The 15017-nt window shown below is 40.2% G+C and carries 8 protein-coding genes; 7 read left to right on the top strand and 1 reads right to left on the bottom strand.

Features of this window, described 5'->3' with window-relative positions; genetic code table 11:
• Positions 1-13: 13 nt before the first annotated feature.
• Positions 14-5926, bottom strand: a complete 5913-nt coding sequence (locus tag V7K56_RS19920) for a translocation/assembly module TamB domain-containing protein (RefSeq protein ID WP_334912801.1) — start codon at positions 5924-5926, stop codon at positions 14-16.
• Between the two features lie 260 nt (positions 5927-6186).
• Here V7K56_RS19920 and V7K56_RS19915 point away from each other — a divergent pair, with 260 nt between their 5' ends.
• From V7K56_RS19915 to V7K56_RS19885, 7 genes are all read left to right on the top strand, one after another.
• Positions 6187-6615 carry a DUF3110 domain-containing protein gene (locus V7K56_RS19915; RefSeq protein ID WP_334912799.1) on the top strand — a complete coding sequence of 143 codons (429 nt, stop codon included), beginning with the start codon at positions 6187-6189 and terminating at the stop codon, positions 6613-6615.
• A gap of 81 nt (positions 6616-6696) precedes the next feature.
• Positions 6697-7623 carry an N-acetylmuramic acid 6-phosphate etherase gene (gene murQ / locus V7K56_RS19910; protein WP_334912797.1) on the top strand — a complete coding sequence of 309 codons (927 nt, stop codon included), beginning with the start codon at positions 6697-6699 and terminating at the stop codon, positions 7621-7623.
• 754 nt (positions 7624-8377) lie between these two features.
• Complete coding sequence (locus tag V7K56_RS19905; RefSeq protein ID WP_334912795.1) at positions 8378-9577, top strand: response regulator; 1200 nt, start codon at positions 8378-8380, stop codon at positions 9575-9577.
• 492 nt (positions 9578-10069) lie between these two features.
• Positions 10070-10429 (top strand): response regulator transcription factor, encoded by a 360-nt coding sequence (locus V7K56_RS19900; RefSeq protein WP_334912793.1) that lies wholly within the window; start codon positions 10070-10072, stop codon positions 10427-10429.
• Between the two features lie 123 nt (positions 10430-10552).
• Positions 10553-11026 carry a chemotaxis protein CheW gene (locus V7K56_RS19895; protein WP_334912791.1) on the top strand — a complete coding sequence of 158 codons (474 nt, stop codon included), beginning with the start codon at positions 10553-10555 and terminating at the stop codon, positions 11024-11026.
• Between the two features lie 133 nt (positions 11027-11159).
• Positions 11160-14468: a GAF domain-containing protein gene (locus V7K56_RS19890; protein ID WP_334912789.1), complete on the top strand. Its 3309-nt coding sequence runs from the start codon at positions 11160-11162 to the stop codon at positions 14466-14468.
• Positions 14469-14625: 157 nt separating this feature from the next.
• Positions 14626-14994 carry a four helix bundle protein gene (locus tag V7K56_RS19885; RefSeq protein WP_334912787.1) on the top strand — a complete coding sequence of 123 codons (369 nt, stop codon included), beginning with the start codon at positions 14626-14628 and terminating at the stop codon, positions 14992-14994.
• Positions 14995-15017 lie beyond the last annotated feature (23 nt).

Here is a 15017-nt window from a genome sequence, read left to right as displayed (position 1 = left end):
TTAAGAGATTTCTTTAAAACCGTGTTTGATATTCCACTACTGCACGAGTGTCATCAGTTAAGTTAGTGGAAGCACGCACACGAAATTCATTGTTTATCCGATAATTAATACCCCATTGGAAAGGATCGTTTGTTGTCAAAATTTTGATACTGGAAATGGATATTTTGGAAGAAATGTCAACCCCAGCCTCCGCTGCTAATTCTAAAGATGAATTACTTCTTCCAGCTTCGGGATTCTCAGAAATAACGGTAGGAAATATTCGCAGTTCGCTTAAGCCAAAGGTACTACCAATCTGATTAAAAGCTGACTGAAAATTATTAAACACAGCTGAACCTGCGATGTTAATCAGACCTAAAGTACTGTCTGCACGTCCTTGGGTGTCTACAAATCCACCTCCTAAAAGAGCAACAATTTCGGTTTGACTACGTGAGGGACTACTTGTTAATTCTAGATTTTCATTCAATTTGCTAGCTAAACCGTTGATAGTGGCTTCGACTCGAACACTCTCCAACGCTGATAAACCTGTGGTATTTACCCGGCTGAAGTCATTACTTTGAACTACATCTAGTACTTTGGCAAATAGTCGAATATCTAAGTTGGGGTCACGGGGTTGAGAAGGGCTAAAAGTTGCTGTATGTTTATAGCCACGAGCAAGGTTAAATTGGGTAGTAAATAAATTTACCCCTCCTTTTTCTAACTGGATAGTACCATTGGGTATAGGCTGATTAATTGAGCCGTTAACTATGAGATTACCAGTGGCGCGGAAGTTGAGAATAGGAGCACGGGTAATTTGGACGTTTTTACCTAGTTCCAAATCCAAATTATTAAATCTAGCATTCGTATTTCCCGTCCCATTTCCAATTTCAGATTTGCTCTGCTTATTGACTTTTGTGGGTGATACGCCAATACTACTATTTTCAGATGTCGTGGCGTTGGTAGATTCTGCCAGCAACACTTTACCATCAAATAAATTTACTCTACCGCCAATTATGGGATTAAGAGCAGAACCAGTAATCTGCAAATTGCCACTAGCGCCTCCCTGGTAAAGTCCCTTAAGATTCAACGCTAGCTGCTCGAGATTAACAGTCAGGGGATTTTTGATAGTTACGTTCTCATTGTTGAAAATGGGAATTTCTCCAGCAGCTTCTACCTTCCCACGGCTAAATCTACCTTGAAGATTTTCTACTGAGATGCTGTCAAAATTAAACAGCACTCTACCTGTGACGCGTCTCAGCTTACCTGGCAAAGCCTGGGCTGAAAAAGTAGCATTATTAATAGTAGCAATTCCATCTACTTGGGGTTTTTGCAATGTTCCCCGCACCTTCAGGTCTACTTCTCCTTCACCTTTCTCAAATACCACTTGATTAGTCAATGTGTTTAACAGTGCTAATCCCTCGTTTTCCAACTTCATATCTAAACTGATTTGATCGCTGTCTGGTGCAACGGAAGCAAAAGGCAATTTATAAGGGATACTGCCAGTAATATCAACAGGTTTTGGCCCAGCAACCGCTACAGTACTACCAAAATTTAAGCGTCCGTTGGCATAGCTGAAACTTGCTATTGCTGACTCTATTTTGTTCTGATTTAGTACTCCTTCTGTGATTTGCAATTCTCCTCTAGCTTGGGGATTAGCAATACTACCTGCTAAAGCTGCTGTAGCGTTAAGATTACCCGTGATTCCAACTGGTAGTTTGACAACATTATTCAATAGTTTAACTGGAAAATTATTCACCCGCAGCTGACCAGATTGTTCATCACCACCAACGTTTCCTGTAAAGGAAATCAGTCTGTTTTGAGACTGGATTCGTAAAGGTCGCAAACTCAAAACACCGTTTTCAAAGTTGCCTTCGGCAATCACTTTATCGGCAGTATAAAAACGATTTCTTTCTTCCTTTTTACCCCAAGCAAAGTTTTGTCCATTCAAATTAAAATCCACTGATAATCCATTGGCTGTAACTGTATTTACAGCCACTTCGCCATTGAAAGTCCCCTTTAAGTCTGCCAAATCTGGTATGGGAGTGGAATTAAGTCGCTGTTCTTCCTGTTCTGCCACCAAAGCTTCAATTTCAGAAAATCGTTGGATTTGGGTGAATAAGGGTTCATTTGGTATTCCTTGGGGGTTGGTAGTCAAATCCGCTGCTGTACCGTAGATTTCTGCTGAACCACCTGGCAAATTTTGTAAATCAAATACCTGTGCTATAGTCAGAACATCTTGGATCTCACCCTGGTTGACGTTCAGTTTCCCTTGTAGTTGAGGGCCTTTAGCGCTTTGAGCAAAAGTACCGACAAGGGCATAGCGACTTTTCCCCTTGACAAATTCGCTACTTGCGAGTGTGGCTTTACCGTCACTGTAGCGAAATTGAGCGGCTAAACGATCGCCTTGAATTCGGCCAATTTGGGGATTGGCGATCGCTAAATTCCCCGTTGCTGCCAATGTCTGCTGATTAAACAGCAAATCCCCAGTTACCAATCCAGCTATCTTACCAGCACCCAGTCGAGTAATTGGTGGTGGAGTCAAATTCAATATTTGTAAGGGGAAATTTGCAACTTTCAATGCCCAATCATTCCCTTGAACATTACCTGTGGCTGATGCTTGCTGCCATTTTACTAAGAAAGATTTCGGGCGATTATTAGCATCTAAATTGAAGGATAAGCGATCGCTATTACCCGCCAAGTTCAAACTTAAACCGCGTCCCTGTGCGGAATCAATGTTTCCAGTTAACAACGGCTCAAAAGCAATGTCTTGAACAACTAAGTCTCGTAAGTTGATTTGTCCTACTACATTTGGCAAGGGCAGCTTGCCTGTGATTTGTCCATTAAAATCTACTCTCCCCGCCACAGCAACCTGATTAGGAAGATTAATCGGTAACTGTTTTAAGTTGTAATTCTGCGCCTGGACGTTGAGATTTAGGGCAGTAATTTCCGGTATACCTGCCTTTGTTGCATTGGCTAATATGTTACCAGTGACACTTAAACCGGGAGCAGTTGCTCGCTCAATGGTCAGCCTTTCACCACTCCAAGCGATCGCAGCCGTCAGAGGTCGCTCTAGACCAGGGATACCTTGGGATAGTTGCACCTGTCCAGCAGCACGCACATCAGCTAATTTGGACGATCCGAGCGTGCCAGTTAATTGTAACTGACCGCCAAACTGTCCCCGCAATTGCTGATTTAACCGATTTAATTCTACACCGCCAGCATTAACTACAGCTTGATAGCGACCATTAGCTACTTGGATATTAGAGGCTGTAATATTTCCACCTGCAACATTTACCCGTCCTTGACCAGTGGCTTGGATGGTTTGTGGTTGGAAAGATTCTACAGAACCTGCCACCTTTGCTTGACCAGTTAACGTCCCTCGTAACTGCGGTGGTACTGCTGCTAACTGCTGTAAAGGTACATTAGTTGCCTGAACTTGCGCCTGATATACACCATTACCCACTTGGATATTAGAGGCTGTAATAGTTCCACCTGCAACATTTACCCGTGCCTGACCGTTGGCTTGAATAGTTTGCGGTTTAAAAGAATCAACAGAACCCGCCACATTGAATTGACCAGTTAACTTCCCTCCAAACTGCGGTGGTACTGCTGCCAACTGGCGCACAGGTACATTGTTAGCCTTAACTTGCGCCTGGTATACACCATTACCCACTTGGATATTAGAGGCTGTAATAGTCCCACCCGCAACATTTATCCGCGCTTGACCGTTGGCTTGAATAGTTTGCGGTTTAAAAGAATCAACAGAACCCGTTACATTGAATTGACCAGTTAATGCTCCCTGAAACTGCTTTGGTACTGTTGCCAACTGCTGCACAGGCACATTCTGAGCCTGAACTTGTGCCTGATATACACCATTTGCTACTTGAATATTAGAAGCTGTAACCGTACTATCACCAATAGTAAGGCGACCTTCACCACTGCCACGGAAGGTTTTCAGGCTGAAATTATCTCTATCACCTGCAATTTGGAACGTTCCCGCCAAAGGATTATTTAAAGCTGGGGGAGACTGTTTTAATATTTGTCCCAACCGCACACCATTAGCTACAAGTTGAGCCGAGAAGCTTTGGTCTTGCAGTTGGATATTAGAAACTGCAACCGTGCCGCCACCAATTTGAACTCCTGCACCATCACTGCGAATTGTGGCAATTTTAAATGGTGCTGTGCTGCCTGAGAGGATGAGACGACCGTTGAACTGTGCCTCAGCCAAAGAGACATTTTGCAGTTGACTTTTGTCTACAAAGGGTTCCAATTTTACCCCAGAGGCAACAGCCACAGCTTGCCAACGCTGATTGGCATAACTACCAGTTGCCCTGACAGTACCACCACTTATATTTAGAGCCACATTACGGAAAGAAACGGTGCGATTTGGAGCGATTGCAACTTCGCCTGTACCGGGGTAAGTTCCATTGGGAGCTTGAAACTGTACCACAGTTTGGACATTGGTGGGAGCACCACTTAGTTGAGCAGTACCTGAGACATTGCCGATTTGAAAATCGGGTGTTATTTCGTAGACTTTGGCGATCGCATCTCCTGGAACACTCTTTGCAGCGAAATTTAAATTCAGTTGCGGGTTTTTACCGAGTTGAATTGTACCAGCGCCCGTAATCTCACCACCGACTTTGGCCAACCCTTGAATATCTTTTAGAGTAATTAAAGAGGAACTAGTAACAAGCTCAAACTTACTACTGATACTATTAAAATCAACTTTATCAATTCGGGCAGTTTGGATCGTGGCAACTGAGCCGGAAAGAATTGGCTCTTTTGTCGATCCAGTAATTTGCAAAGAAGCTTGTACTTGTCCAGCGATCGGTATAGGTAATTTTACTTTGAGAGTCTCTTGGGCATTCGCCAAACTCACCGCATTTACACGCGCTGCCAATTTCAAACCTGCTTTCGTATCGACGATTCCCGTAGCCACTAAAGGAATTTTACCGTAGTTGCTAGTAACATTATTTAACTGCAACTCGGTTCCTTGGAAGTGGAGGTTTCCTTGGCTATTGCTCAACAGTTGCGGGACTTTTGGTATTTGCAGCGTTACCCCTTGCACAGTAGCGTTGCCAAACAATAAAGTCTGCTGTCCTGGTGTCAACCGTACTAACAAGTTGCCATTGGCTCGACCCGCCTGTAAGTTCACTGGTAACTTAATCAACCGAGTAATATTCTCAGCCAGAAAATCTTGTGCTTGCATCTGGAAGTTACCTGCTAGCACCTTAGAACGTGTCTCTCCCTGAATGGAAATATTACCACCACTGTCTGCTTGACCCCTGACTTCAAACCGTATCAACTGATTGTTTGCTAAAAGTTGAGCAGATCCGTTGAGTTGAGAAAATCCCACAGGGGATAAAAGAGAAGCGGAAGATGAAGAAGATATTCCTCCCCCTGCTCCCTCTGCTCCCCCTACTCTCCTCTGCGGCATCAATGCCAGCTTGGCATTGCGAAACCGCAGGTTGTTCAAATCAGTTTTAATAGCGGCGCTTTCACCTGACGAGGTTATAGTAGTGGAAACCCAGCGTCCTTGATCATCCTGTTCAATGTAAATATCTGGGTTGACTAAGGTGACATCTAGCTTTAGATGGTGGTTAAAGATTAATTGCAACAGATCAAAACTCACCTCTACAGATTCGACTGTGGCCCGGTCTGGATCTGTGGGTGTGGCTGGGATAGCTGAAGCCCCAAACTGCACTCCCGTCAACGAAAATTGTGTGACTCTTCCCAAATTTACCGGACGGTTAAGTGTAGTAGTGAGACTTTGTTGTGCCAAGGGTGTTAACTCTGTTTGAACAAAAGTCCACAACCGCCAAATACCGACAATCACTCCCAACAGTAAAAGTCCGCTCAAAGCAATGCTACCCCGACTCAACACCAGCAACCACATACGCTTGCGATTAGGGGAAAGGTAGTAAGGATCTTGATCGGGATATTTATTCATTTGCTTTCACTGTATTAATTGCCGGATATCGCTAGCACACACAAGCATTAACTGGCACATTGATTCAGTATGCCATTTCCAGGATACGCCAACTAAACCCAAGACCTCATTGGTTGAGTTACGATATTTGCTCGATCCAATACTTATGCTTAATAATATTGGTGTTTTCAGGAAAATCTGATTAGAGTGAAAATTATTCCTGTGACTTTCCTTGAGGCACGATCTCGAACTTTAATATGAATAAACCTTAAAAAGGACAGATGATTACACCAATGCGTGTTTTTGTGTTAATTTTTAATGCTCGAACGGAAAATGAGGGGATTCACACGATTCGGGAAGGCGATCGCAATAAAATTCTGATGTTCGAGTCAGAAGACGATGCCACGCGCTTTGCCCTGATGTTAGAAGCTCAGGATTTCCCCGCACCGACACCGGAGCCGATCGATGCTGAAGAAATCAAGGAATTTTGCGAAAGTGCTGGATATGAATGGGAAATCATCCCAGAAAACAGCAATTTAGTTGTAACTCCCCCAGAACTTAACATCGAAAAAACTGACTGGCAAGAAAATGCCCAGAAGGAGGATACTGTTGAAGACACCTTCCCTCTCAATCAACAGCCACTAGAAGAACCAGAATTGTCTGATTCTGAACTAGAAAAGATTCGTCGCAAATTGGAAGGATTGTTGTAAGTAGTCATTAGTCATTAGTCATTGGTCGCTAACTGACTAATGACAACGGACAAATGACAACGGACAAAGGACAAATGACAAATGACAAATTTGCAAGAACGCGGGCATCTTTTAACTGAGCTGGTAAATCCTAACAGTCTGAACTTAGACCAGCTCAGTTCTCTGGAATTGGTGGAGTTGTTTAATGACGAAGACCAAAAGGCTGTCGCGGCAGTCGCAGCGGCGAAAATTCAGTTGGCAGAGGCAATTGAGCGCACCGCAGAGCGTTTGCGGCACGGAGGACGCCTATTTTATATCGGTGCGGGCACAAGTGGTCGGTTAGGGGTGTTAGATGCTGCTGAGTGTCCACCTACTTTTTGTACACCCCCAGAGTTAGTACAGGGGATTATTGCTGGTGGTGCTGGCGCACTAGTACGCAGTTCTGAAGATTTGGAAGACAGCATCGAAGATGGTGAGGCTGCGATCGCTGGGCGACACATTACCCAATTAGATGTCGTAGTTGGCATTACCGCTGGTGGGACAACGCCTTATGTCCACGGTGCGCTTCATGCTGCTCGTCAGCGAGGAGCTACAACTATTTTTATCGCTTGTGTTCCTGCTGAACAAGTTAGCTTTGATGCCGATATTGACATTCGTCTATTGACAGGGCCAGAAATAATTGCCGGTTCAACTCGCCTGAAAGCTGGTACAGCCACTAAATTAGCTTTAAATATCCTTTCTAGCGGCGTAATGGTCAAGCTAGGCAAAGTTTATGGCAATCGCATGGTGGATGTAGCAGTAACAAATCAAAAATTACGCGATCGCGCTTTGCGAATTTTGCAAGACCTCACAGGTTTAAGTCGGGAAACTGCTGGTTTTTTACTGGAACGTAGTGGGAAATGGGTTAAGCTAGCGCTATTGATGCACTGGACTGGTTTGGAAAAAGACGAAGGCGATCGGCTACTTTCAGAACACCAAAGTAATCTCAGGGCAGCAGTTGTCAGCTATCAAAACCACAAGGAACCTTGAAGAAATTTTCTAAATAAATACTTTATAATCTGGCTGCTACTTGTTTTAGTAGTACGCCTTTTTTTTAGACTAATATTCCCTAAAAAACTGAGATCAATTAGCATAATTAAGAATAGTAAACTTAAATAAATATTTTTAACATAAGTAAGTCCGCAAAATAAAACCAAACTATATTAACGAAAATCAACGAGGCTAAAACCCCCTTCCCTCCTGTCTCCTGCCTCCTGCCTTATCCTAACGACAAATATTTACGCCCACCTACTTATATTGTTGTCAACGTGAATAACAAAAGCAGAACTTTCTAAAGACTGCTGATTTTTTTAAACTAGAAATTCAGAACTTATACGGATATGATTCAGTATGAAAATTATTAAAATGATATATCAATAATACCGAACACATTATGATGTCAACTCTGGCAAACTACTTTAATCATAAAATATTAGTAGAAAAGTAAAGTCTGCTAATAAAAACTCTATGCTAGATAAATTATTTACTAGTAGTAGTTTTGCTATCTTTGCATCTGCCTTGCTTTTAATAATTTTGATTTAGACTGCTATATACCAAATGTATTTGCACTTATTCACATATCTGCAAATCGCTATATAGCTATAACATTGTGACAGAAATGTTGTCTACCTTTAACAAGTGACTTGAGAAATTCATCTGGTTAATTGAAATGGTAGCTGAATTTACGCCGTGCGCTGCTAGCATCAGTTTTTAATGGCTAACTTTTTAAGAAAAGGAACAAACTATGGCTCATCAGGGACTTATTTCAAATAATCTAGTAAATGAATTTAAAACTTGTACTCAGTTGCAATACAATGGCAAATTAAATATTAAAAGTTCAAAAGGCAGCCAATGGACTTTTTACTATCGACTGGGACGAATAGTTTGGGCAACAGGGGGAACTCATCCCTTCCGACGTTGGCGTAGACAGATAGCTCAAAATTGTCCCCAGATTAATGTTGATAAGTTGCAGTTACGTGTACAAGACCTATCAATTGATTATTGGGACTATAAATTGATAGAAGTATTTTATAAAAAACAGAAAATTCAGAGGGAACAGATTCAATCTATTGCAGAAAATACGATAGCAGAACTATTATTTGACCTAGCTTTACAAGGGAACTTTGCTTCTCTCAGTTGCAATCGCACTCAAGAAGTTATCTTAGAAACCCCAATGAGCTTTACGAGTTCAGAAACGTCTGTAAAGCACATGCAAGACTCATGGAAAATTTGGTCAGAAGCTGGTTTAGCAAATTTTTCTCCTGACTTGGCACCAGTTCTACGGCGACCAGAACAACTTGAGCAGATGGTAAGTCCATCTGTCTACAAAAACTTTGTGAATTTAATCAATGGCAAATTTACTCTGCGAGATTTAGCCATGAAAATGAAGCAGAGTGTATTGCCACTGACCCGTTCGTTGCTTCCCTATGTCCTTAAAGGAATCATTGAATTGGTAGAAGTACCTGACTTGCCTTTAGGAATTACTGAAGTTAACAATAACTCTACTACCACACAAGCAAAGAAGCGAGTTGCTCCACTTGTGGCTTGCGTCGATGATAGTCCTCTGGTGTGCAAAATGGTAGAAGATATTGTCACTTCCAATGGATTCAGGTTTGTCAAAATTCAAGATGCTGTACAAGCTCTACCAACGCTCATTCAAGATAAACCAGACATGATTTTCTTGGATTTGATTATGCCAGTTGCTAGTGGTTACGAAATTTGTACTCAGTTGCGACGAATATCTACCTTTTCCAACACACCAATAATTATATTAACAGGCAGTGATGGTTTTTTAGATAGAGTTCGTGCCAAAGTAGTTGGTTCTACAGATTTTCTCACTAAACCTGTAATGGCTGATAAATTAATGGGTATAATACGTAAATATTTACCTACACCGAGCGTATCCACTGATAAGAGTAAATCTAATTTAGAGGTTTGTAATTAGGGAGAATTAGAGGCAAATTTTGGTTCTGAATTCTTCCTCAAAATTTATAAACTTTTCCAACTCAGTAAAAACTAAATTATTAGGGTAAACAATTTTAGATTTGAAATTGACTCTCTTACTCAAATCAGTAATTTGTTAATTTCTTTGGAACTTTGGATTTATTTTAATCTTTAAATTATTTTGCTCTCAGTCTTTTTTAAAGTTTGAATCTTTAATCCAAAATTTAAAAGATAAAATCTATTTTGTATTCCAATATCTTATATTAATTTATATTGATTACGTATTTTTTCTGAGGTTGATATAAAAAGATTAAATCAAAATTAGACAAATACGAATTTTTGTATTTATAGCAGTCCTATTTGATTTGTGAAATATTGTTTAGAACAAAGGGGTTAGGGCTAGTCTCTAGTCCCTTCCATGTCTTTTTTGAGGAATCATTTAGGATTTGTCTATTTTGTTTACATTTTGAGAAAAAGTTAACGAGTAATTGCCATGAATACTGTTTTAGTTGTTGAAGATAGCTTAACAGATATGGAAATAATCAGCCGTTACTTGCAACAGGCAGGTTATTCTGTGATTAGCGCCACTAGTAGTGAAGAGGCTCAAGACAAAATAGATAAAAATAAGCCAGACTTAATATTTCTCGACGTAATTTTACCAGGGAAAAGTGGCTTTGAAATTTGCCGAGAACTGAAAAATAATCCCGATACTAGCAAGATCCCTGTGGTTTTTTGCTCTACAAAAAATAGCGATGTAGATAAAATTTGGGGTAATATGTTAGGCGCTGATGGTTATCTATCAAAACCGATTGATCGAGATGAACTAATTGTAATTTTAAAGCAATTATTTTAATAAAAATCTCATAAATCAATAAATTTTAGAAGCCACTATTTTTAGATAGAATCTATTTAAAAATAAACGGTAACTGCAAATAGTGGCTAAAGATAAATAATCAAGGACAAAGGATCAATAATTTTGGAAACTCAGGAAAAGTTTTTAAGTTTTAATTTGGGAGTAAGTGATACAGCCGTCATTTCTTTACAACACATCACAGAAGTTTTGCAAGTATCATTAGCAGAAATATGTAGCGTTCCTCAGATGCCCAGTAGCGTCTTGGGTATTTATAACTGGCGTGGTGAGATGCTTTGGTTAGTAGATTTAGAGGCAATGTTCGGTTATCCTTTAATGTCGCAAGAATCAAATTTACTTTCAAAAATGATGGCGATTGTTCTGGAAAATGAGGGTAAGTATTTGGGACTATTGGTGCGACGACTTCTAGATATTGAGTGGCTGGATACTAAGCAAATGAAAGTCCCAGGTGCCGAATTATTTTATCTGAAAATTTCACCTTTCTTGCAAGGATATTTTCTTAATGATTCTGAGGAGATAATTTTCAATTTAGATGCTATATCAATTATTCAAGCTCCCATGTGGGAAATTCATAATTGACAACTACCTAATTACTAATTCGTGAGATACAGAGCCAAAAAATTTATCTGTATAAAATTAAAGTTAGCAGAATTTTGCTTTTTAATTTGTCAATCTTCCATTATTAAAAACTAACAATTAATGAGATTAAATCATGAAATTTTTGTATCAAAATAATAGAAAAAATGAGCAGTTAGTTAGTAAATTAGAAAATCAGAATGGGAGTCCAAGCGTAGTAAATATTGTTAACGATGAAATATCATTATTAAGTGCGATCGCTCAAGAATTTAAAAGTTGGCGGCAACAGTTACAAGACATTGCAACTCAAATGCGCCAAGTACCTGATATCGATACTCTAGTCAAAGTCACTGTAGAGCAAATTAGGGAAAAGATTGGTTGTGATCGCGCTTTGATTTATCAATTTATTTCCTTTGATTCTGGGACTGTTTTAGCAGAATCAAGAACACTAGATTGGACACCAGCTTTAGGCGAAAATATTCCGGTAATTCTTTTTGGCTCTTACACAAATCAAGACTATTTAGAACCTGTAGCTATTGACAATATCAATCATCTACAACTTACCCCTTATCAAAAACAGCTACTAGAGAAATTTCAAATCAAAGCTAGTTTAAGTTTACCAATTACAGTAGAAGGTAAAATATGGGGCTTACTGGCAGTAAACAATTGCTCCTCAACACGGCAATGGCAGGAAGTAGAAATTAGCCTATTATCTCAAATTACAACAGAATTGACCTACAAATTGCAGAGCTTTGAATTGCAAAAAGAATTACAAAAGCGAACACAGGCTAAGAAATCAGTAGCTCAAGTCATCGAAAAAATTCTCCACCTATCAAGTCTCGATAAAATTTTCCAAACAACCACTCAAGAAATCCGGAATTTACTGCGATGCGATCGCGTCGGTGTCTATCGCTTCAAACCTGATTGGAGTGGCGAGTTTGTAGCTGAGTCGGTGGGTAATGGTTGGGTGAAATTGGTCACGCCTGATTTTTATATGGTTTGGGAAGATAGCCACTTGCAAGAAACCCAAGGAGGACGTTATGCCAAGGGTGAAACTTTTGTAGTTAAAGACATTTATCAAGCAGGTCATGCTCAATGCCACATTGATATTTTAGAACAATATGAAATGAAAGCTTATATCATTGTCCCAATTTTTACTGGAGAGAAATTATGGGGCTTGCTAGCAGCTTATCAAAATTCTGGGCCTCGTGATTGGCATCCTTGGGAAGAAATTTTCCTGACTCAGATTGGCTTGCAATTTGGTGTAGCTGTCTCACAAAGAGAATATGTAGAACAAGTGCAGAAAAAATCTGAGCAATTAACTCAAGTTTTTGCCCAAGAAAAAGCTTTAACCAAAATAGTCAACCGCATTCGACAATCCTTAGATGTAGAAAGCGTCTTTAGAACAACCACTCACGAAGTAAGACAATTACTCAAATGCGATCGCGTCACTGTCTATCGTTTCAACCCCGACTGGAGTGGTGAATTTGTTGCTGAGTCAGTAGGTGATGGTTGGATAAAATTGGTAAGCCCTGATATTAAAACTGTTTGGGCAGATACCTATATGCAAGAAAATCAGGGAAGTCGATATACCAAAAGTGAAAGCTTTGTTTCTAATGACATTTCTCAGATCAGTCGTTTTCCGTGCTACGTAGAAATGTTAGAGCAGTTTGAAGTCAAAGCTTATGTAACTGTACCTGTATTTTCTGGAGAAAAATTGTGGGGTTTGCTGGCAGCTTATCAAAACTCAGGTTCTCGTGATTGGCAACCTTGGGAAGTCAACTTTTTGACTCAAATTGGTTTGCAGTTTGGTGTAGCTATATCACAAGCAGAATATCTTGAACAAGTGGGGGTAAAATCCAAAAAACTAGCTCAATTAGCGGAACAAGAAAAAGCGATCACCAAAATCACCAACCGCATTCGACAATCATTAAATGTAGAAGAAATCTTCAAAACAACCACTCAAGAAGTACGGCAATTCTTAAAATGCGATCGCGTCGGGATCTTTCGCTTCCAACCTGACTGGAGTGGCGAATTTATCGCTGAGTCAGTGGGTCATAATTGGGTAAAACTAGTAGGTAGTGATATCAAAAACCTCTACGAAGATACCTACTTACAAGAAACTCAAGGAGGTCGATATGCTAAAGGTGAAAGCATAGTTGCTAATGACATCTATCAGGTTGGTTATTCCCCCTGCTACATTGAGTTGTTAGAGCAGTTTGAAGTCAAAGCTTATATAATGGTTCCTGTATTTTCTGGGGAAAAATTGTGGGGCATACTGGCAGCTTATCAAAATTCCGGCTCTCGTGATTGGGAAGAATCACAAGTCATCTTGTTAGCACGTATTGGCGACCAGTTAGGACAGGCATTACAACAGACTGAATATTTGCAACAGCTACAAGCGCAGTCAGCAAAATTAGCAGAAGCTGCAACACGGGAAAAGGCAGCCAAGGAATTACTACAACAACGATCTATTCAACTCCTAACAGCTGTTAGACCTGCCCTTAACGGCAATTTGACGGTACGCGCACCGATTACAGAAGACGAGCTAGGCACGATCGCAGATGCTTACAATAATACTCTGCAAGCACTGCGGCAAATTGTTGTTCAAGTGCAAGGGGCTGCTCAACAAGTTGCTCAAACTTCTACCAATAGTGAGGCTTCACTAGCGGGACTAACCAATCTGGCACAACAACAGTCTGAGGACATTACCGCAGCCTTAGATGATATTCAACAGATGGTAGACTCTACTCAAGCTGTAGTAACGAATGCTGAGTTAGTACAACTAGCAGTACAAAAAGCCAATCAAACTGTAGAGTCTGGTGATACTGCCATGAACCTGACTGTAAAAGCAATCCAAGGAATTCGTGAAACCGTTGCTCAAACCAGCAAAAAGATTAAACGCCTCAGCGAATCCTCGCAAAAAATTTCCAAAGTGGTGAATTTGATTGGTAATTTTGCCACACAGACAAACGTACTGGCTCTGAATGCAGCCATTGAAGCTACTCGTGCCGATGAATATGGCAAAGGCTTTGCAGTTGTAGCTGATGAAGTCCGTTCTTTATCTCGTCAATCAGCAGCAGCAACCATCGAAATTGAAAAATTAGTTCAGGAAATTCAAGCAGAAACTGGAGAAGTTGCAGTAGCAATGGAAACTGGTATTCAGCAGGTAGTAGAAGGTACAACTCTTGTCAGTGACACACGCCAAAACTTAAATGCGATCGTTTCTGCAACTGCCGAAATTAGTCAGCTAATCGAGCGAATTACCGCAGCGACTCAAAAACAAATGGCCCAATCTGTAACAGTAACTAAATCAATGCAGGATGTTGCAGAAATTGCCGATAAAACTTTTGCTGAATCTCAAGAAATTGCAACTGCATTCCAAGATTTATCAGGAATGGCGCAAGAGTTATTAACAACTGCTAGTAAGTTTAAAGTGAAATGAGAAATAGTTAGGAGTTAAGAGTTAGGAGTTAGGAGTTAGGAGTTAGGAGTTATTAGGTCAAAGCATTAATTATATAAAGCGCTATTTTATTGGCAAATGTAAAATGCTTTGACTTTAATTACTTATAACTTTTTAGTTCAAGAGAGGAGAAGAGTAATTGGCAGAGAGTGTTATTCAACAGAAGAGTTTTAAATTTGCTTTAGAAATTATTCACCTATATATTAAACTGCAAGAGCAACGGGAATATGTGCTTTCTAAGCAATTACTACGAAGTGGGACAAGTATTGGCGCGAATGTTGAAGAGGCTAGCGGTGGTCAGAGTAGAAAGGATTTCTTGGCAAAAATGTATATTGCATACAAAGAAGCTAGGGAAACCAAATACTGGCTACGTCTACTACAGCAGTCCAAACTAGTAAATATTGATTTAACTAATGAATTAATCTATGCAGACGAAATCATTCGGATTTTGAGTTCAATAGTTAAGACAACTGAAAAATCAATTGGTCGATCAACTCCCAACTTTTAACTCCTAACTCCTAACTCCCTAAT

The organism is Nostoc sp. (assembly GCF_036917535.1).
Lineage (GTDB): Bacteria > Cyanobacteriota > Cyanobacteriia > Cyanobacteriales > Nostocaceae > Nostoc.
Note: the sequence above shows the minus strand (reverse complement) of the source record. Positions and strands in the feature narration are given on the sequence as shown.